18 protein-coding genes are annotated in these 18,283 nt (G+C 72.7%); 5 read left to right on the top strand and 13 right to left on the bottom strand.

What is annotated here, in order from left to right; genetic code table 11:
- Positions 1-13: 13 nt before the first annotated feature.
- The gene (locus ACFWNN_RS03860) at positions 14-376 is read right to left on the bottom strand and encodes a nuclear transport factor 2 family protein (RefSeq protein ID WP_382438304.1); all 363 of its coding nucleotides are present in this window, start codon (positions 374-376) and stop codon (positions 14-16) included.
- Between the two features lie 29 nt (positions 377-405).
- On the opposite strand from ACFWNN_RS03860, the gene ACFWNN_RS03855 reads away from it, so the two are divergent.
- The gene (locus tag ACFWNN_RS03855) at positions 406-894 is read left to right on the top strand and encodes a MerR family transcriptional regulator (protein WP_382438303.1); all 489 of its coding nucleotides are present in this window, start codon (positions 406-408) and stop codon (positions 892-894) included.
- A gap of 7 nt (positions 895-901) precedes the next feature.
- Here ACFWNN_RS03855 and ACFWNN_RS03850 read toward each other — a convergent pair whose 3' ends face one another.
- Positions 902-1,825, bottom strand: a complete 924-nt coding sequence (locus ACFWNN_RS03850) for an NADP-dependent oxidoreductase (protein WP_382438404.1) — start codon at positions 1,823-1,825, stop codon at positions 902-904.
- A 103-nt stretch (positions 1,826-1,928) separates the two neighbouring features.
- The gene (locus ACFWNN_RS03845; RefSeq protein WP_382438302.1) at positions 1,929-3,116 is read right to left on the bottom strand and encodes an FAD-dependent monooxygenase; all 1,188 of its coding nucleotides are present in this window, start codon (positions 3,114-3,116) and stop codon (positions 1,929-1,931) included.
- Positions 3,117-3,173: 57 nt separating this feature from the next.
- On the opposite strand from ACFWNN_RS03845, the gene ACFWNN_RS03840 reads away from it, so the two are divergent.
- The gene (locus ACFWNN_RS03840; protein WP_382438301.1) at positions 3,174-3,713 is read left to right on the top strand and encodes a MarR family winged helix-turn-helix transcriptional regulator; all 540 of its coding nucleotides are present in this window, start codon (positions 3,174-3,176) and stop codon (positions 3,711-3,713) included.
- On the opposite strand, the gene ACFWNN_RS03835 is transcribed toward ACFWNN_RS03840, so the two are convergent.
- On the bottom strand, positions 3,658-4,836 hold the full coding sequence (locus ACFWNN_RS03835) for a fumarylacetoacetate hydrolase family protein (protein ID WP_382438300.1): 1,179 nt from the start codon (positions 4,834-4,836) through the stop codon (positions 3,658-3,660). The genes ACFWNN_RS03840 and ACFWNN_RS03835 overlap by 56 nt on opposite strands.
- A gap of 109 nt (positions 4,837-4,945) precedes the next feature.
- Here ACFWNN_RS03835 and ACFWNN_RS03830 point away from each other — a divergent pair, with 109 nt between their 5' ends.
- Genes ACFWNN_RS03830 through ACFWNN_RS03820 form a run of 3 tightly spaced genes read left to right on the top strand, consistent with a single transcriptional unit; the run spans position 4,946 to position 7,675 of the window.
- Positions 4,946-5,851, top strand: a complete 906-nt coding sequence (locus ACFWNN_RS03830; RefSeq protein WP_382438299.1) for a CPBP family intramembrane glutamic endopeptidase — start codon at positions 4,946-4,948, stop codon at positions 5,849-5,851.
- A gap of 46 nt (positions 5,852-5,897) precedes the next feature.
- Positions 5,898-6,608, top strand: coding sequence for a ThuA domain-containing protein (locus ACFWNN_RS03825; protein WP_382438298.1), 711 nt, complete (start codon positions 5,898-5,900; stop codon positions 6,606-6,608).
- Positions 6,578-7,675: a Gfo/Idh/MocA family protein gene (locus ACFWNN_RS03820; RefSeq protein ID WP_382438297.1), complete on the top strand. Its 1,098-nt coding sequence runs from the start codon at positions 6,578-6,580 to the stop codon at positions 7,673-7,675. Before ACFWNN_RS03825 ends, ACFWNN_RS03820 begins: the two co-directional genes overlap by 31 nt.
- A 3-nt stretch (positions 7,676-7,678) precedes the next feature.
- Here the strand turns inward: ACFWNN_RS03820 and ACFWNN_RS03815 are convergent, their stop codons facing one another.
- The 9 genes from ACFWNN_RS03815 to ACFWNN_RS03775 form a co-directional block, all read right to left on the bottom strand.
- A complete protein-coding gene (locus ACFWNN_RS03815) occupies positions 7,679-7,942 on the bottom strand; it encodes a hypothetical protein (RefSeq protein ID WP_382438296.1) in 264 nt (87 codons plus the stop codon).
- 96 nt (positions 7,943-8,038) lie between these two features.
- Positions 8,039-9,289 carry an MFS transporter gene (locus ACFWNN_RS03810; protein WP_382438295.1) on the bottom strand — a complete coding sequence of 417 codons (1,251 nt, stop codon included), beginning with the start codon at positions 9,287-9,289 and terminating at the stop codon, positions 8,039-8,041.
- A 19-nt stretch (positions 9,290-9,308) separates the two neighbouring features.
- A complete protein-coding gene (locus tag ACFWNN_RS03805; RefSeq protein WP_382438294.1) occupies positions 9,309-10,577 on the bottom strand; it encodes a TldD/PmbA family protein in 1,269 nt (422 codons plus the stop codon).
- On the bottom strand, positions 10,574-11,869 hold the full coding sequence (locus ACFWNN_RS03800) for a TldD/PmbA family protein (protein ID WP_382438293.1): 1,296 nt from the start codon (positions 11,867-11,869) through the stop codon (positions 10,574-10,576). Before ACFWNN_RS03800 ends, ACFWNN_RS03805 begins: the two co-directional genes overlap by 4 nt.
- A 32-nt stretch (positions 11,870-11,901) precedes the next feature.
- Complete coding sequence (locus tag ACFWNN_RS03795; RefSeq protein WP_382438292.1) at positions 11,902-13,032, bottom strand: GNAT family N-acetyltransferase; 1,131 nt, start codon at positions 13,030-13,032, stop codon at positions 11,902-11,904.
- A complete protein-coding gene (locus ACFWNN_RS03790) occupies positions 13,029-15,065 on the bottom strand; it encodes an HAD-IIB family hydrolase (protein WP_382438291.1) in 2,037 nt (678 codons plus the stop codon). The genes ACFWNN_RS03795 and ACFWNN_RS03790 overlap by 4 nt, the downstream gene beginning before the upstream one ends.
- Positions 15,052-15,609: a hypothetical protein gene (locus ACFWNN_RS03785; protein WP_382438290.1), complete on the bottom strand. Its 558-nt coding sequence runs from the start codon at positions 15,607-15,609 to the stop codon at positions 15,052-15,054. Before ACFWNN_RS03785 ends, ACFWNN_RS03790 begins: the two co-directional genes overlap by 14 nt.
- The gene (locus ACFWNN_RS03780; protein WP_382438289.1) at positions 15,609-16,307 is read right to left on the bottom strand and encodes a hypothetical protein; all 699 of its coding nucleotides are present in this window, start codon (positions 16,305-16,307) and stop codon (positions 15,609-15,611) included. Before ACFWNN_RS03780 ends, ACFWNN_RS03785 begins: the two co-directional genes overlap by 1 nt.
- Before the next feature lie 49 nt (positions 16,308-16,356).
- Positions 16,357-18,243, bottom strand: coding sequence for a B12-binding domain-containing radical SAM protein (locus ACFWNN_RS03775; RefSeq protein WP_382438288.1), 1,887 nt, complete (start codon positions 18,241-18,243; stop codon positions 16,357-16,359).
- Between the last annotated feature and the right edge of the window lie 40 nt (positions 18,244-18,283).

Below are 18,283 nucleotides of genomic sequence, written 5' to 3'. Positions count from 1 at the left end.
GGTGGTCTCCCGGTCAGACCATGTCGTTGCCGCTCACGGTCTGCTCGGCCGGGACGTAGGGTTGGACCACGTCCCAGTGCTCGACGATGCGGCCGTTCTCGAAGCGGAAGATGTCGACGATCGCCGCGTCGCCCTCGGGCAGCCAGCCGCTGACCCGGCTGTGCGCGATCACGAAGTCGCCGTCCTCGAAGATCCGTTCGGGCCGCCAGCGGAACCCGGCGAGCGACGGCACCGCGGCGCGCAGCCCGTCGAGTCCGTTGGGCAGCTTCGGGCTGTGCTGGACGTAGGGCTCCGCCCAGTACCGGTCGAGCGCGGTGACGTCCTTCTCCTCGAAGAGCTCGCGCATCGCGGTGCGGAGGACTTCCTTGTTCGACATGGCCATGCTCCTCGTGGTGCTGCTTGACGGTGACGAAGACCATCTTCGGCGCGATGCCCGCCCGCAGTGCCCGTCAGATGACCGTGATCACGACGGTCCGGGCGAGTCGTAGGCTGGTCGTCGTGGCCATGACTACAGGTGCCGTGCTCATCAAGATCGGCGAACTGGCCCGGTTGACCGGGGTCAGTGCCCGTTCGTTGCGCTACTACGAGCAGCAGGGGCTGCTGCACAGCACGCGGTCGACCGGCGGGCAGCGCCACTACCCGGCGACGGAGGTGGCGCGGGTCGAGATCATCCGCCGGTTGTTCGACGCGGGGCTGAGCAGCAAGGTGATCGCCCGGCTGCTGCCGTGCGTCGACAGCGGCGACGGTGCGGTCGCGGAGGACGCCTTCACCACCATGCTGGGGGAGCGCGAGCGGCTGACCGCCGACATCGGCCGGCTCGTCGAGGCCAGGTCGGTCCTCGACGAGCTGATCGAGATCAACACCAGCTACCGGCAGCGGATCGGCACCGGGTGAGGGCCGGTCACCGGCTCAGGTCGAGGACGACCTTGCCCGCGGTGTGACCTGCCTCCACCAGGGCCAGCGCCTCGTCCGCGTCGGCGAGGGGGTAGGTCCGCGTGACGTGCGGGTCCAGGCGGCCGGTGGCCATCAGGTCGGCGACCGCGGCGAGGTTCGCCCGGTCGAGGCGGCGGCGCACCACCTCGCCACCCAGGTCGGTGACGGACGGGTCCCCGACCGAGACGATCGTGCCCGGAGCCGCCAGCGCGGCGACGGCGCGCAGGGAGTCGCCGCCGACGGTGTCGGCCACGGCCGCGAACCCGTCCGGCGCGAGCGCGCGGAGCCTGTCCACCACGTCCGCGCCGGTGTAGTCCACGAAGGTGGCGCCGGTCGCGGTGACGAGGTCCCGCTTGGCCGGGCCGGCGGTGCCGGTCACGACCAGTCCCCGGTCCCGCGCGAGCTGGGCCACCGCGATGCCGACACCGCCGCCGATGCCGTTCACCAGCAGCGTCGCCCCGGCGGGCAGGTCGAGCTGGTCGAGCACGTCGACCGCCGTCGTGCCGGCGACGGGGATGGTCGCCGCCCAGGTCTCCGGCAGCGCGTCGGGGATGCGGGCGGTCGACTCGCCGAGCAGCAGGGTGGTCTCCGCGTACGTGCCCGCGCCGGTTAGCGCGAACCCGGTGACCCGGTCGCCGACGGCCAGCCCGGTCACGTCGTCTCCGACGGCGAGCACCGTCCCGGCCGCCTCCATGCCGAGGACCTGGGGGAACGGCAGGTGGCCGTTGAGCGCGGCGGCGTGGCCGGACCGCAGCTTGTGGTCGAGCGGGTTGACCCCGGCGGCCGCGACGCGGATCAGCACCTCGGCGGGACCGGGCACGGGATCCGGCCGTTCGAAGAACTCCTGCACGTCCGCGCCGCCGAACGCCCGGTAACCCCACGCCTTGCCCATGATGATCCGCTCCTTCGCCGTCGTTTCGAGGACGACCGCGAAGCTATTCGTTGACACCGGTGTCAACTTCCACCCGATGTGACACGCGCGACTGGCTGCGTTTTCAGCCGGCGTGCACCGACTCCATCGGGGGCAGTGCCCGGCCGCTGGCGGCGACCTGGGTCATCCTCGCCGTCAGCGGTGCCAGCAGGCGGGACGTGAAGACCTGGTCGGCCAGCCGCCGCAGCCGCAGCCCGAACCGCGTGCGCGGGTAGGCGAACGGCACGAGCCACCCCGGGAAGTTCTGCACGTCGTCGACCAGCGGCCGCATCCACTCCTCGTACGCCGCGAGCCCGTCCTCGATCGGCCTCGGCGCGGCCGTCGCGGCGGCCAGGACGTAGCCGCTGATGAGGGCCAGCGACGCGCCACCTCCGCCCATCGGGGTGACGCACCACGCGGCGTCGCCCGCGAGGCACACCCGGCCGCGGTGCCACGCGGGCATCCGGATCTGGGTGAGCTGGTCGACGTACACGTCCTCGGCGTCGTCGAACGCGTCCAGCACGCGGCGGGCCTCCCAGCCCACGCCGGCGTAGCGGTCGCGGAACCGGCGCAGGGCGTCGGCGCGGCCGAGCCCGCCGAAGTCTCCCGTGCAGGCGAGCATCGCGCGGGTCGTGCCGTGGTGGTCCGGGCGCAGGTGGACCTGCCGTCCGCCGGTGGTCGTGTACCAGCGCCAGCGGGTGTCGTCGCTCGTCGTGCGGGGGATCGTGCCGAACACCATCGCGACACCGAGGTCGCGGCGCTCGACGAGGTCGCCGAAGAGCAGATCGCGGGTGGTGGAGCGGACGCCTTCGGCGATCACGAGGAGATCGGCGCGCAGCCGACGGCCCGCGGCGGTGCTCACCGCGACCTGGTCGGGGCCGTCCTCGACGCCGGACACCGTGTCGCCGTAGACGATCTCGACCCCGTCCGGCAGGGCGCGCAGGATCGTGGCCGCGAGGTCGCCGCGCAGCACCTCCAGTTCGGCCGTCGCGCCGTCCGGGCCTCCGTCGGGCAGTTCCGCGAGCACCCGGCCCGACGAGTCGACGAACACCGTGCCCGTCTCGGTGGTGTTCTGCTCCTTGACCGCGTCGAAGAGCCCCATCCTGGTGAGGACCTCGCGGGCGGTGCCGCGGACGTCGACGTTCTGCCCGCCGTCGCGGAACTCCTCCGCCCGCTCCAGCACGGTCACCTCCCAGCCGGTGCGCCGCAGCCAGAACGCGGCCGAGAGCCCGGCGATGCTCGCGCCGGTGACCACCGCGTGCCGTGTCGTCATGTGCCACTCCCCATTGATAGCTTTGCGGCAAAGCTACTTCGCGGCGGAGGAGGGTGCATGACAGACGCGGACCCGCTGGTGGAGAGCTGGTCACCGGTCCAGGTCGAGGTGATGCACCGCCTGCGCGACTGGACGCTGGCGTTCGCCGCGCTCAACCAGCACCTCGCCGCGTGGACGCGCCTGCCCGCCTCCGACGCGAACGCGCTCGGGCAGATCGTCTGGGCCGCCGAGGCGGGCACGCCGCTCTCACCCGTGCGGCTGGCCCGGCAGATCGGCATGACGACCGGCGCGACCACGATCCTGCTCAACCGGCTCGAGGCCGCCGGTCACGTGGTCCGCAGCCGCGAGAGCGAGGACCGCCGCCGCGTCACCCTGAGGCCCGCCCCGGCCGCGCGCGAGCACGCCCGCCGCTTCCTCGCCGTCGCCGGCACCGAGATCGCGGACGTCCTGCGCACGACGCCGCCGGCCGAGCTCCGCCTGGTCGCGGCGTTCCTGGACAGGATCACCGCGGCGGCGAACGACGCGGGCCGCCACCTCGGCGTCACGGGCGCGGGGTCAGCAGACCCCGCGCCGCGAGGTTCTCCATCAGCGCGGTGATGCCGAAGGTCCAGTCCTCCGCGTCCTCGGCGGTGTTCACGACGTTGGTCAACGCGCCCAGCCTGGGGGAGGAGATGCGCACGACGTCCCCGACCCGGTGGGTGAACCCCTCGCCGGGCCGGTCCCGGTCCTCGGTCGGGGCGAACATCGTGCCGGTGAACAGGGCGAAGCCGTCGGGATAGCGGTGATGTGAGCCGAAGGCGTGGGACACGAGGTCCTCCAGTTCCCGGCTGATCTCGGAGACCGGGTTGACGCCGTGCAGCGCGAAGCCGTCGGGGCCGGTGACGTCCAGGGCGATCTCGGTGGCCTTGGCGTCGGCCAGGGTGAACCCGTCGTCGAACAGCCGCAGGAACGGTCCGATGGCACAGGAGGCGTTGTTGTCCTTCGCCTCGGTGAGCAGCAACGCGCTGCGGCCCTCGAAGTCGCGCAGGTTGACGTCGTTGCCGAGCGTCGCGCCGACCGGTTTGCCGCGCGAGTTCACCACCAGGACGAGCTCGGGCTCCGGGTTGTTCCAGGCCGAGCGGGCGAGCACGCCGACGTCGGCTCCCAGTCCGACCGCCGACAGCACCGGGGCCTTCGTGAAGATCTCGGGGTCCGGGCCGATCCCGACCTCCAGGTACTGCGACCACAGGCCCTCCGCCCGCAGCACCCTCTTCACCTCCGCCGCCTCCGCGGAGCCCGGCCTCAGGTGCGAGAGGTGGCCCTGGACGATCGCGCCCACCTTCGCGCGCACCTCCTCGGCCCGCGCGGGATCCCCGTCGGCACGCTCCTCGATGACGCGCTCGATCATGCTGCGGACGAAGGTCACCCCGGCGGCCTTGAGCACCTGCAGGTCGACCGGCGCCAGAAACCGTGGAGCGGCACCGGTTCGGCTCGTCGTGGCGGCCAGCACGTCCGCGAGCGGCCACGCCGTGCCGGTGTGGTGCCGCACGATCTCCAACGCGTCCGGCCGCTCCAGCAGTGACGACACGGTGGACGTCGAGAGCGACAGGTCGACGACCTCGTCGCCGCGGATCGTCACGACCGAAGGGCCGCCGGCGGACGGGTCGTGGACCCTCCCGACGAGCACGGCCTCCGCCGCGTCGCGGGGGAGAACGTCGGCGGCGTCGAGTGAGATCCCCATGGACGTCCTTTCTACCGGCGAAGTGCGGCGCGCAGTAGAGCTGGCTCCACCTCGAGAACGCCCCTCCACTGCACTGACCTGAGCAAGATCGATTTCTAGTGTTCCTGCCATGACTTCGATCCCTGCCGCGGACTCCGATCGCGCCGCCTCCAGCGGCCCGCGCGCCCTGGTCCGGCGGTTCCCGCTGATCACGTTCTTCACGCTCGCCAACGCCATCAGCTGGGTGGCCTGGCTGCCGTACATCCTGTCGCTGGACGGGTTCGGCGTGCTGCACTTCCGGTATCCGGACCTGTTGATGGGCAACCAGCTCACCGCGATCCTGCCCGGCGCCTACCTCGGCCCGCTGACGGCCGCGTTCACGGTCACCGCCATCACCGAGGGCAGGGAGGGGCTGCGGCGGTGGCGCCGGCGGCTCTTCCAGTTCCGCGCCGGAGCCGGCTGGTACGCGTTCGCGCTCTTCGCCGTCCCCGTGGCGGTGCTGCTCGGCACGCTGGCGGCGACCGACGCCGAGAGCGTCCGGGTGCCGTCGCTGATGGTGCTGGCCGTCTACGTGCCGATGCTGGTGCTCCAGTTCTTCACGACCGGCCTCGCCGAGGAACCGGGCTGGCGCGACTTCGCCCTCAGCCGCCTCCAGCAGCGCCACCACCCCGTGCTCGCCACGGTGATCCTCGGCGTGCTGTGGATCATCTGGCACCTGCCGCTGTTCCTCACCCCGTGGGCGGGTCCCGACGTCACTCCCGAGACGATCGTCCGCTTCGCCGTCGTGGCGATGGAGATGAGCTTCCTGATCACCCTCGTCTACAACAAGGGCCGCCAGAGCCTGCCGCTGGTCATGCTCCTGCACTGCTCGATCAACAACTTCCAGTCCGTCGCCTTCTCCGAGTTCTTCCCCGACGCGGGCGAGGAGGCGCTCTGGGGTCCCGCACTGGGTCTCGGCGTGCTGAGCCTGATCGTCCTCGCCGTCACCAGGGGACGGCTCGGCCACCGGCCGGAGACCGTTCTTGACCCGTCGTGACGAGCGCGGCAAGGTCGGTCGGGAAAGCGGTTCCCAGGGGGTGAGCGTGGCACGGCCGAAGGCGCTGGTGGTCCGCGGTGGCTGGGAAGGCCACCGGCCGGTCGAGGCGACCGAGTTGTTCCTTCCCTTCCTGCGGGACAACGGCTTCACCGTCCGGGTCGAGGAGTCGACGGAGGTCTACGCCGACGCCGCCGCGATGGCGGACACGGACCTGGTCGTGCAGTGCGTGACGATGTCGGAGATCACCCCAGGGCAGGTCGCCGGGTTGCGCGCGGCGGTCGAGGCCGGCACCGGTTTCACCGGCTGGCACGGGGGCATCGCCGACTCGTTCCGCGCGTCGTCGGACTACCTGCACCTGGTGGGCGGCCAGTTCGTCACGCATCCGGGCAAGGAACCGTGCGAGCGCGAGGGCGGGCAGGAGGACAACTTCCTCCCGCACGAGGTGACCATCACCGCGCTCGGCCGCGAGCACCCGATCACCGCGGGCGTCGAGGACTTCGATCTGGTCACCGAGCAGTACTGGGTGCTGCACGACGACCTGGTCGACGTCCTGGCCACCACGATCCACCCGGCCAGGCCGTGGCACCCGTGGCACCGGCCGGTCACCTGCCCGGCGATCTGGACCCGCCGGTGGGGCGCCGGGAGGATCGTGGTCACGACGCCGGGGCACAGCCTGGACGTGCTCGAACACCCCAGCGTCCGCACCGTCATCACGAGGGGGATGTCGTGGGCAAGCCGCACCGCGTCGGCGTCGTAGGCCTCGGGGTCATCTCCCGCGCGTACCTGGACACCCTCCGCGACCACCCCGCGGTGCGCGTGACCGCCGTCGCCGACCTGGACGCCGCCCGCTCGGCCGCCGCCGCGGCGGACCTCCCCGGTGCCGAAGCGGTCAGCGTCGACCAGTTGCTCGACGCCGACCTGGACACGGTGCTCAACCTGACCGTCCCCGCGGCGCACGCCGAGATCTCGCTCCGCGCGATCGACGCCGGCAAGAACGTCTACGCCGAGAAACCGCTCGCCGTCACGTTCCCGGAAGGCCGGGAGGTCATCGACCGGGCCACCGCGGCCGGTGTCCTGGTCGGGTGCGCACCGGACACCGTTCTCGGCACGGGCACGCAGACCGCGCGGGCGGCGATCGACGGCGGCCTCCTCGGCCGCCCGCTCGCCGCGACGGCCACGATGGTCACCCCGGGCCACGAACGCTGGCACCCCGACCCCGGCTTCTACTACGCCGCGGGTGGCGGCCCGTTGCTGGACATGGGGCCGTACTACGTCACCGCGCTGATCCACCTGCTCGGCCCGGTGCGCGCGGTGCTCGGCGCCACCGGTCGCCTGCGCACCGAGCGCGTCATCGGCTCCGGTCCGCGCACGGGCGACCGGATCCCGGTCGAGGTCGACACCCACGTCTCCGGCGTCCTCGAACACGCCAACGGCGCGCTCTCGACCATCACGACCAGCTTCGACGGGGTGGCCACCACCGCCGCACCGATCGAGGTGCACGGCGAGACCGGCACCCTCGCGGTCCCGGACCCGAACCACTTCGACGGCGAGACCCGCCTCTTCCCGCTCGGCGGCACCGAGTGGCGCACCCTCGCCCCCAGCACGGGCTACCGGGGCGCGGGCAGGGGAGTAGGCCTCCTCGACCTCGTCGCGGCCGGGGACCACCGGCCGCCGCGCGCGACCGGCGCACTCGCGCTGCACGTGCTCGAGACGATGACCGCCGTGCTCCGGGCAGCGGACGAAGGCCGGCGGATCGAGCTGACGACCACGGCGGAACGGCCCGCGCCGGTGCCCTTCATCCCGGTGGGCGACCTGTTCTCGTGAGCGTCACGCGCTCAACGGCAGCACGCCGCTCAGCGAGTCGATCGGGTCCGCGTCCCGGACGAGACGGACGGGGCGGTCGAACCTGTACTGCACGACCTCACGGTCGGAGTCGGTGGTGACGATGCGCACCGTGTGGCCGTGCCGACTCGTGCCGGCGGCCTGCAGCGGCACCCGGTAACCGGGCCACGGCTCGTGCCAGAACCACTGTCCGGCAACAACATCGGCGGCGGTGCAGCCGACTCGAGTCTGTACGACCGAGGTGTTCATTCGTCCCTCTCGAGCCGGAGCGGTGGCGGAGTGCTCCAGAGAGGTTCCCCGTTCCGGACGGAGTCACGCTCACTCGTTAGCGGTACTGCCCCGAGGTCACCGGGACAGCGTGAGGGTGACCTCGTCGGCCGAGCGGATGCGGTGCAGCCGGGTGACGAGCGGCCAGGCGCAGGCGGCGATCATGCCCACCGCGCACAGCAGCAGAGCGGGGCGCAGGCCGATCGCGGTGCCCAGGACCCCGCCCAGCAGCGAGCCCACGGGGATGAGGCCCCAGATCAGGAAGCGCATCCCGCCCATCACGGTGCCGAGCAGCTCCGGCGGGATGACGCTCTGGCGCAGGCTCAGCGAGTGGATGTTGGACGCGGTCTCGCCCAGTCCGTTGACGAACAGGACCGCGCAGAACACCAGGACGCCGGTGAGGGCGTCGCGGGCGAACGCGACCAGGAGCCACGGTGCGGCCGCCACGGCCATCGCGGTCACCATCGTGGCGCCGATGCCCCACCGGGTGCCCGCCCGCCGGGCCGCGACCGCGCCGAGCAACGCGCCGACGCCGCCCACGGCGAACACCACGCCCACCGACCCGGCGCCCGCGCCCAGTTCGTCCACCAGGAAGATCACGACGAGCGTGAACGCACCGGAGTGGAAGAAGTTGTAGGTACCGGACCAGCCGATCAGCGACACCAGCACGCGGTTGCCCAGCGTCAGCCGCATCCCCAGCAGGATCTGGGCGAACACGCGCCGGTCGCCGTCCGCCGGGGCGGGCTTCTCCTCCTTCATCCGCACGAACAGCAGCATCACCGTCGAGAAGACGAACGACGCCGCGTTCGCCAGCAACGCCACCGGCGCGGTGATCGCGGAGACCAGCAGGCCCGCGACACCGGGGCCCGCGACGGACGCGACGGACTCGCTGCCCATGAACCCGCTGTTGGCCTGCACGAGCTGGTCCTTGGGCACGACGGACGGCACGAACGCCTGGTAGGCGATCTGGTCCACCACTCCGAGCCCGCCGATCACGAACGCGACGACGCACATCAGGGCGATGCTGAGCACCCCCGCGCCCTGGGCCAGCGGCACGACGCACAACGCCACCGCGCAGCCGGCGCGGGCCGCGAGCAGCACCGGCTTGCGGCGGTGGCGGTCGACCCACACCCCCGCGAAGAGCGGGATGAGCAGCAACGGCGCGAACCTGGCGGCGTTGATGAACCCCACCTCGGACGCCGTCGCGTCGAGCGCGAGGATCGCCGTCAGCGGGAAGGCGAGCTGCGTGATGTAGGTGCCGAACAGCGACACCGACTCGCCCGTCCACATCTTCAGGAAGTCGTGGTTGCGCCACAGAGAAGCCGTCACGTGCCTTGCCCCCAACAGATCAGACGCCCACGGTGAGGCCTCGGACGAGCAGGTCCGGCGAGGCGCAGTACGAGGACCCGCCGCCCGACCAGGTCAGCTCGGTGGCCAGCGGCTGTGCTTCCGCCAGCATCGCGAACACGTTGCCCGCCACCGTGAGCCCGACCGCCGACCACACCTCGCCGCCCTGTTCCACCAGCGCGGTCACCCCCATCGAGAAGTCGCCGGTGATGTCGTTGGACAGGTGCATCCCGTACGCCTGCACGACGCGCAGGAACGCGCCGTCCGGCACGGCCGCCTCCACGCCCGGTTCGATCCACAGGTTTCCCGGCAGCGGCCGCGGCGGCACGGACGGGCCTTCCTGCCAGGCGTTGCCCGGCACCGGCCGCGCGTGGTCGCGGCTGCCGAGGAACCCGGTGGGCACACCGCGGTCCACGAGCACGCGCCGGCTCGTCGGCGTGCCCTCGTCGTCGAACGGCGCGTGCAGCGGCGCGTTCTCGGCGAGAGGATCGTCGACCAGCGTCAACGACGGTGAGAGGACCTGCGTCCCGAGCGAGTCCGCGAGCCTGCTGCGGCCCTGCGCCACCGAGTCGGCGCACAGGCTCCTGGCGAACAGGAACACCAGCCGTGCCGCCACGGCCCCGTCGAGAACGACCACCGGGGGCAGCGCGGCCGTCGTGACGGGAGCGCGGAGCACGGCGTCGCACCGGCCCGCGACCAGCGCGGGCAGGCGTTCGAGCAGGAACGCCGCGTCCGGGCCGATGTCCTCGCGGTCGACGTGCGTCCTCCTGCCCGCCGCGTCGCGGGTGGCGCGGTAGAGCAGCGATCCCGAGCTGGTGCGGTACCCGCCGCGGGCGCCCTCGGTGCTCGCCACGACCACCGACCGGCTGACCTGGTTGATCCACAGCTCGGTCAGCACGTCCCCGGCGGAGGTGAGGGCCGCCGCCTCGGCGTGCAGCCCGGCGAGGGACCGGCTCGCGCTCCGGCCGTCGCCGTTCGTCCCGCTCGCCGCCGCGATCCGCTGCGGCGGCGCCTCGTACGAGTTCGCCAGCGCGTCCGCGACAACGGACCGGGCGTCGGCGGTGCGCGGCGCGACGGCCAGCGCGGTCCTGCCGTCCCGCCACAGCCGCACGGTCACCGTGCCCGTGCGCACCGTGGAGGTGGAGTCCACCAGTCCGGAGTGGACGACCAGCTCCTCCCGGTCGTCGACCCGCAGGCGCACCTCAGCCGTCGCGCCGTGCCGGGTCGCCGCGTCCAGGTAGTCGTCGATCACCGCGTCGTCGGGCCTCACGCGTCCGTCCCTCCCACGAGCAGGGAGCCGATCCGCAGCGTCGGACCGCACACGCCGACGGGGATGAGCTGCCCGAACTTGCCGCACTTCGCCACACCCAGCTCCACGTCGTCGCCGATCGCGTCGATGGCCCGCAGCACCTCGGAACCGTTGCCGCGCACCGTGGTCTCGCCGATGGGATCGGTGATCCTGCCGTTCTCGATGAGGTAGCCGTTCATCACCCGGAACACGAAGTCGCCGGTGGACTCCAGCACCTCGCCGCCGCCGACGTGCGGTGCGTAGAGCCCGTACTCGGTGTCCGCGATGATGGCCTCCGGCGTCAGGTCGCCCGCCAGCACGCGGGTGTTGGTCATCCGGGGGAGGGGGCGGTGGTGGAACCCGTCCCGGCGGCCGTTGGGCGTGACGGGCATCCCCAGCCGTTCGGACGTCACCCGGTCGCTGAGGAACGACGACAGCGTCCCGCGGTCCACGAGCGTGGTGGGCTTCGCGGCCGTTCCGTCGTCGTCGATCGCGTACGACCCGACCGCGCCCGCCAGCGTCGGATCGTCCACGATGGACAGTCCGGGCGCCGCGATCCGCTCTCCCAGCCGGTCCGCGTACACCGAGCCGCGCAGCACCTCGTCGGCCTCCAGCGGGTGGCAGCACGCCTCGTGGATCAGCACCATGCCGCGCCCCGGCCCGACCACGACGGGCAGGTGCGCCACCGGAGCGGGGCGCGCGGCCAGCGCGATGAGGGCGCGGTCGGCCGCCGCCCTGCCCGCGGCCGCCGCGTCGAGCGCCAGGTCGGCCGCGGACGTGCCCGGGGTGAGGAACCCCGTGGCGCGCTTGCCGTTCTCCTCCGCGATGACGCGGATCGTCAGGTACAGCAGGCTGCGCTGGTCGCGGTGGACCTCGTCGGTGCCGACCACGGCGATCTGCTGCGCGCTGAGCTCGGCGTCGACGAGGACCTGCGTGATCCGCGGGTCGGCCGCGCGGGCCGCCTCCTCGACGGCGAGCACCAGGTCGTTCAGGTGCGCGTGCCCCGCGGACAGGTCGAAGGCCGACTGCTCGGCGCCCAGCACCTCCAGCACGCGGGACGGGTCGTCGTCGGCGGTGTAGGCCACGCCGGCTCCGTCGACCCGCCGCACGGACGTGCCCGCGCGCCGGGTCGTCATGAGGTCGGCCGTGCGCCCGCCCACGTGGCGCAGCGCGATGTGCGCGTACCGCTCCACGAACGCGTCGGCGCGGCACGACCCGGTGGTGGCGCGGCGCAGCTCGTCCCACAGCGCGCCCACGTCGGTCCCTGCTGGCATGTCCCCGTTACCCCCGTGCCCGTGCGTCGTGGTCACGCGGATCGCGTGATCTTGCTGAACGCGTCGGCCGACCACTCGTGGTCGTGCATCCCGCTCGCCGCGCCCTGCGCGATCGAGTCGGCGAGCGCGCGGTCTGCGGTCGCGTCGTGTGCCCGCAGGACCCCCGGCGTCAGCGGCACCGGGATCACGCACGCCCACTGCGGGTGCGCCGCCGCCCCTCTGCGCACCTTCGCCTCCAGCGAGGCGACCCCCAGGTGCAGGGTGCGCAGGCCGTGGATCTCCATGTACCGCAACGGTTCGTAGTACACGGTGTTGAAGTACTCGAACGCGTCGCGCAGCCCGGTGTAGTCGAACCCGGCTACCCGCGCGTACAGCGTGTCCTGCCAGCGGAAGCACACCGAGCACCCGACCAGCCTCCCGTCGGCGTCGAAGCAGCGGAACACCGCGCTCGCGTCGTCGGCGCACCGCGCCTGCTCGCTCAGGTACCTCCGGATCTCCTCCTCCGGCAGGCCGGCGTCGTAGCGGTTGCCCGTGCTGGCGATCAGCGGCACGACCTCGTCCACGCACTCGGACAACCGCACCACGTCGACCCGGAAACCGGCGTCGGCGAAGCGCCGCCACTCGTACTCCTTCTTGCGCGCGTTGCGCCCGAGCAGCCGGACGTAGGACTCGAACGTCCCGCCGTCGTTGTGGATCGCGCCCTCCGCGCCGCGCAGCGCCGCCCGCGCCTCGACCCCGCCGTCCAGCAGGGCGAGGTCCGCCGTCGTCAGGTGGTCGAAGAGGATCGCGTCACGGCCTCGCTCGGCGGCGAGGTCCGCGAGCGCGCGCACCAGCGCCGCCGCCTGCTCGCCCGCCGCGCGCTCGTCCTCGGCGCGCACGAGGAGCTGGTTGTGGTAGCCGGTGCGCGGGCCCGCCCGCAGCAGGCGCGCCGTTCCGGCCGAGGCGGGGGCCGCGGGTTCGGCGAACGCGGCGAACTCGTAGACCGGCGCCGCCGCCACCAGGTCGCCGTCCTGCTCCACGAGCACGTACGTCACCGTGGCGGCCGCCGAGCGCTCCTGCGACCGCAGCCAGTCGTGGCTCGCGTAGAACCCGAGCGGGCGCACCAGCGAGTCCCACGCCCGCGCGTTCACCTCGTCCAGGCTGCCCGCCAGTCGCACCGTCACTCGGAACCCCTCTCCGGCATCCACGCCTCCACGTCCAGCCCGCCCACGACGAACCGGCCGGACTCCTCGGCGAACGCGGTGACCTTGCGCCGGTTGTGCGCCCGCACCGCCTGGGCCGTGACCGGCAGCGGTTCCCGCACCCCGACGAACACGCTGTACAGCGGCACCGGCAGCGCACCGCGCCCCAGCTTCGCCTCGTAGGTGCCCACGCCCAGGTTGATCTCCGCGATGCCGCGCTCCGCGCCGTTGCGGACGGCGTCGTACATGAGGATGTTGAAGTAGTCCGACCGGTTCGGCAGGTCGTAGTCGAAGCCCACGACCCGGGAGTACAGCCGGTCGTCGCGGCGGTAGCGCAGCGCGAACGCCGCCGGCCTGCCCTCGTCCTCGACGAGCAGCACCGAGCTGTCCGCCGAGAGGTGCCGCGCCTGCCGGTCGTACACGGCGAGCGCGCGCTCCAGGCTGAACCAGGTGTGGCCGTACTTCTGCATCAGCGCGTTGTTCAGCGGGGCGATCACGTCGACCACCTCGGCCAGCGCGCACTCGCGCACCTTCCGGCCGCTCTCCTCGAAGTCGCGCAGCTCGCGCCGCACCCTGGTCCTGCGGTTGCGGGGCAGCCAGGCGAGGTAGTCGGAGAAGTCCGCCCAGTCGGTCCTCAGCACGTTCTCGACGTCCTGCAGCACCACCACCGGCTCGGCGTCGGCGTGCGCGCGGGCCACGTCGAGCGCCTGCTCCAGCGGGAGGTAGAGGTAGGACAGCAGGTGCGCCTGCCGGTCGGCGGCCCACGCCAGGGTGTCCGCCGCCAGCGCGCCCACGGCGGCCGCCCGGCCGGCTTCGGAGAGCCCTGGGCGCACCGGGATCTGGCCGCGGAACTCCGACCAGCCCGCGCCGAACACGAACGGCTCGCGCTCGTAGGCCGCCGCCCGGTCGTCGTCGACCAGGCCTTCCAACAGGAACGTGGGGGCGTACAAGCGGTGCGGCGGCTCGGTGAACGCGTAGGTCTCCATGCCCGCCGCCGGGCCGTGGGCGTCCCGCGCGACGAGGTGGCGGCCCGCTCCGCTGCCGGGCAGTTCCTCCTCGCGCACGCCGAGCCAGCCGGACGCCGAGTAGGTGGTGGCACGGTCCCGCAGCGAGTCCCAGTCGGCCGCGGGGACCTCGGGTGCGGAGCCGTAGGCGGAGACGATCATCGATAGCCCTTCCGGTGTGCGACGGGTTCTTGCCTGTCGCGTCAACTCTTCCAGGTGCCGCGCGACGCCGTCCTCGTCGTTCGACGCGACCACCACGCCGGCTGCCCGCCGCACGTCCTCGTGCGCGTTGCCGACCGCGACCGAGGTGCCCGCCACCCCCAGCATGGCCAGGTCGTTCGGCGCGTCGCCGTACGCGACGACCCTGTCGGCGGGCAGCCCGAGCCGCTCGAGCACCCACAGCAGGGCGGACCTCTTGTCCGCGCCGGGCGCCGAGAACTCCAGCAGCCCCGCGCTCGACGAGGTGCAGCCGACGCCGAACTCGCGGGCGACCTCGTGGCCCAGCTCGGCCGGGCAGCCCACGACCATCAGGCAGAGCACGCCCGCGCCCGGCGGCACGTGCTCGGCGCGGACCACCCGCTCGGCCGTGCTCGCCAGCAGGTCCGGCCACGACGGCGAGACGATCCGGTCGGCCACCCGGTCCGCCGCCCAGACCGCCTCCGGGCAGCGCACGGCCAGGGCCGCCGCGACCGCGCCCGCCACCGAGGCGGGCATCGCCGTCGTGCGCACGACCCGGCCGGACGCCATCTCGGACACCACGGCGCCGTTGGACGAGATCAGGTAGTCGCCCGCCCCGGCGTCGCGCACGACGGGCACCGCCGCCCACACGGGCCGGGCGGTCGCGAACACGACGCGCAGACCAGTCGCGGCGGCCGAGGTCAGGGCCGCGACCGAACCCCCGGACAGCGTGCCGTCCGAGCGCAGCAGCGTGCCGTCCAGGTCCATCGCCACGAGCGCGGGGACGAGCGCCGCCCGCCGGTCGGTCGCCTGCTCGACCTCAGCCGCGGTCACTCGCCACCCCGTTCGCCAGTTGTCGCGCCAGCGCGGCCGGATCGGCCGTCCGGCTGCGCACCAGCACCGCGCCGCCGGGGCGGAGGCGGTCGAACAACCTCTCGTTCGTCTCCTGCTGCGGTTTCTTCAGCCGCAGCGCGAACCAGAGGATCGACCGGGGCCCCACGACGCTGGTGAACGACTCGCGGTTGCCCGCCCACAGGTCCTGCCGGCGCACCAGCCGCGTGACGGTGCGCCGCAGCAACCTCGGCCACGCCACCCGAAGCGGCGTGTCGAGCCAGACCACGCAGTCCGCGTCGGCCACGAAGGCGTCGACGGCGGCCGCGTACTGCCCGTCCACGACCCAGCGCGGTTCCCCGAGCAGGACGCCGAGCTCCGCGCGGAACTCGGCGTCCTGCCTGGGGGTCCAGTTCGCCTGCCAGTACAGCCCGTCGAGCTCGACGTGCCGGGCGCCGGACGCGGCCGCGAACTCACGGGCGAACGTGGTCTTGCCGCTGGCGGAGCCGCCGAGCACCCAGACCCGGTTCGGTGCGGAGTCCTGCATCACCCTGCGGCCGGGGGCGTGTAGAACCGGTGCGCGATCACGGCGGCGTAGCGGTGGAAGTGCCACTCCTCGAACCCCACGTGGCTCTCGCCGTAGATGCCGAGGTCGACGTTCTCGAACACCTCCCAGCCGTCGCGCGCGACGATGCCGCCCATCTCCTCGATCCCGGGGTAGTACCCGCAGGCCTGGTCCTCGGGGGTGAGCCCGACGAGGTAGTCGGCGAAGAAGACCCCGCCCGGCGCCACCATGCCCATGGCGTGGTCGAACAACGTCTGGAGGCTGTGCCCGCGGTTGGGCGGCATCGACCACAGACCGCTGCCCATGACGAACTGGAAGTCGCCGGACGCCTCCAGGGTCATGTAGTCCTGCTCGATGATCGTGCAGCGGTCCTCGAGGCCCTCGTCCGCCAGCTTCTTGCGCAGGCCGACGATCTCGTGCGGGCCGTCGACGAGGTCGAGCACGCCCCCGTCGAGGAACGTCTCGTCGGTCTCCACGCCGACGACCTCCCACCCCGCGCGCAGCAGCGGCAGCGCGAACTTGCCGTCCGAGGCGCCCAGCACGCACGCCCGCGGACGGACCCGGCGGGCGTAGTCGCCCAGCGGGATGTACCGCGACAGCGCGGGGAAGTAGGTGAAGTACGGGGCCCAGTAGCTCTGCGGGTCCACCGAGAGCGGCGGGTTCAACGTCGGTTCCGGCATGTGTCTTCCTCTTCTCGGGCGGCTCTCGGACGTCCTGTGCGGTCGGCGTTCAGTCGGCGCCCGCTCCCTCGGCCGCGCTGTTGCGCACCGTGCCCCACCTCTTGGCGGCCGTCTCGTGGATGTACCAGATGTCGTCCTCCGCCAACAACTTGGACACGACCTCCGGGTACGCCTCCTCGAAGTACGTGTAGGGCGGGCGGTTCTCCTTGCGGGAGTGGTAGTCGAGCTTGTCCTGGCCGTGCTCCGCGGACACCGACGTACCGGGGTGGTAGGTCAGGATGTTGGGGCTGGCCATGATGAGCAGGTCGTCGTCGATCAGCCTGCCGATCTGCTCGATGGTCTCCTCCATCGTCGTGCGGTCCTCGCCGTCGAGTCCGAAGAGGACGGAGCTGCCGACGCGGATGCCGTGCGACCGGATCTTCTCCAGCGCCTCCCTGACCTTGCCGACCCACGGTTCGGGGTTGCGGCGCAACAGGTTCTTCTTGACGTGCTTCATCACCGGCTCGGCCATGCTCTCGATGCCGATGTAGACGTAGGAGCACCCCGCCTCGCGCATCAGGTCGAGCCCCTCGCCGACGTCGGCCCACCTGGCCCGGTTCAGCACGACGTCGACCGTCAGCTGCGCACCCCACTCCAGGTCGCGCAACGACCGGTGCTCCGGGTCGCCCGGGAGGTGACCCGTGCACGGCTGGTCCGCCTGCGCGAGCAGGTCGCGGCAGAACGCCGTGATGGCCGTCCAGTTGCCGCCCCAGAAGACCGGGTCGTCGAAGAAGACGGCCTCGGCGCCCCAGTCCACCAACCGCTGGACCCTGGCGGCGACCTCCTGCGTCTCGGTGATCGCGAAGCGCGTGGGCAGGCTCTTCATCGCGCTGCTCTCGGAGCAGAAGGTGCATTTGAACGGGCACGAGTCGAGCGTCATCATGTGGCCGGTCCGGCTGCCGTGGATCGACGAGCCCGCCCGGTCGAACACGCCGAAGCGCGCGCGGACGGAGAACGCGTCGTACGGCGACGGGAGTTCGGCCCTGCTGGGCGCTCGCCCCTCGACCGGCTGGATGATCACGTCACGGCCGAAGCCCACCACGCGGCCCACCCCGGTCAGGTCGGCCTCCTGTGCGGCGATCAGCGGCAGCGCGTCCATCACCCGGTCGACGTCGGTCGGGCCGAAACCCGGTTCGGACACCAGGCCGACGGCCCGCATCAGCAGGTCGAGCAGCGGGGCGCCGTCACCCGCCACGACGAAGTCGACGTGGCGGGCGGACCTGCCGTCGCGCACGACCTCGACCGTGCTGCTCCAGGAGAGCTGGACGAGGCCGGAGCCGCGGTCCACCCTGACCGTCTCGTCGGCGTGCCTGCCGCCCAGCACGACCAGGCAGTCCGGTGCGTGCTCCTTGGCCAGCTCGGCCATCTCCAGCGCGTACCGGTGCGCGGCGGACACCGCGCTCAGCAGCAGGACCTTGGGGCGCAGCGCGCGCACCTGCTCGACGAACAGGCGCCGCGCGGCCTCGTCCCAGATCCGCGGGTCGAACACCTTCCCGTCGGTGGTCGGGTTGTCGGCGATCAGCCCTGGCCGCGGGCCGGACTCGGCCAGCCGGTAGCGCGCGTCCGGGTACAGGCCCCAGTCCGGGTACACGTCGTCGACGTGCGGGACGGCGGGAAGCCCGGACGTCCTGCGCTCCACCGACCGCAGGATGGTGCTGACGAGCGCGGAGTACAGGCACATCGGGTCGCCGGGATAGGCGACCTCGCCCCCGCGGTTGGTCGCGACGGGCACGAGCGCCGCCATGACCGGGAAGCGGTGGCCGGCGTCCGGATCGCCGGCCGCGGCCTCGGCGGCGAACAGCGCCCGTCTGTCCACGAGCAACCCGTGCAGGCGGTCGTCGCCGGTGGTGAGTGGTGTTCGGTCCGGTTTCAGGGTGTCGCGCACCGAGACGTCCACGTGAGATCCCCCTTGCAGTTCGACTGGCTCCTCGGCAGGG

The organism is Lentzea sp. NPDC058450, assembly GCF_042721395.1.
GTDB lineage: Bacteria > Actinomycetota > Actinomycetes > Mycobacteriales > Pseudonocardiaceae > Lentzea.
Note: the sequence above shows the minus strand (reverse complement) of the source record. Positions and strands in the feature narration are given on the sequence as shown.

Coding starts and splice junctions, on each gene's coding strand:
- ACFWNN_RS03860 (WP_382438304.1), bottom strand. CDS start 376: ATGTCGAACAAGGAAGTCCTCCGCACCGCGATGCGCGAGCTCTTCGAG.
- ACFWNN_RS03850 (WP_382438404.1), bottom strand. CDS start 1,825: ATGGGCAAGGCGTGGGGTTACCGGGCGTTCGGCGGCGCGGACGTGCAG.
- ACFWNN_RS03845 (WP_382438302.1), bottom strand. CDS start 3,116: ATGACGACACGGCACGCGGTGGTCACCGGCGCGAGCATCGCCGGGCTC.
- ACFWNN_RS03840 (WP_382438301.1), top strand. CDS start 3,174: ATGACAGACGCGGACCCGCTGGTGGAGAGCTGGTCACCGGTCCAGGTC.
- ACFWNN_RS03835 (WP_382438300.1), bottom strand. CDS start 4,836: ATGGGGATCTCACTCGACGCCGCCGACGTTCTCCCCCGCGACGCGGCG.
- ACFWNN_RS03830 (WP_382438299.1), top strand. CDS start 4,946: ATGACTTCGATCCCTGCCGCGGACTCCGATCGCGCCGCCTCCAGCGGC.
- ACFWNN_RS03815 (WP_382438296.1), bottom strand. CDS start 7,942: ATGAACACCTCGGTCGTACAGACTCGAGTCGGCTGCACCGCCGCCGAT.
- ACFWNN_RS03800 (WP_382438293.1), bottom strand. CDS start 11,869: ATGCCAGCAGGGACCGACGTGGGCGCGCTGTGGGACGAGCTGCGCCGC.
- ACFWNN_RS03785 (WP_382438290.1), bottom strand. CDS start 15,609: ATGCAGGACTCCGCACCGAACCGGGTCTGGGTGCTCGGCGGCTCCGCC.
- ACFWNN_RS03780 (WP_382438289.1), bottom strand. CDS start 16,307: ATGCCGGAACCGACGTTGAACCCGCCGCTCTCGGTGGACCCGCAGAGC.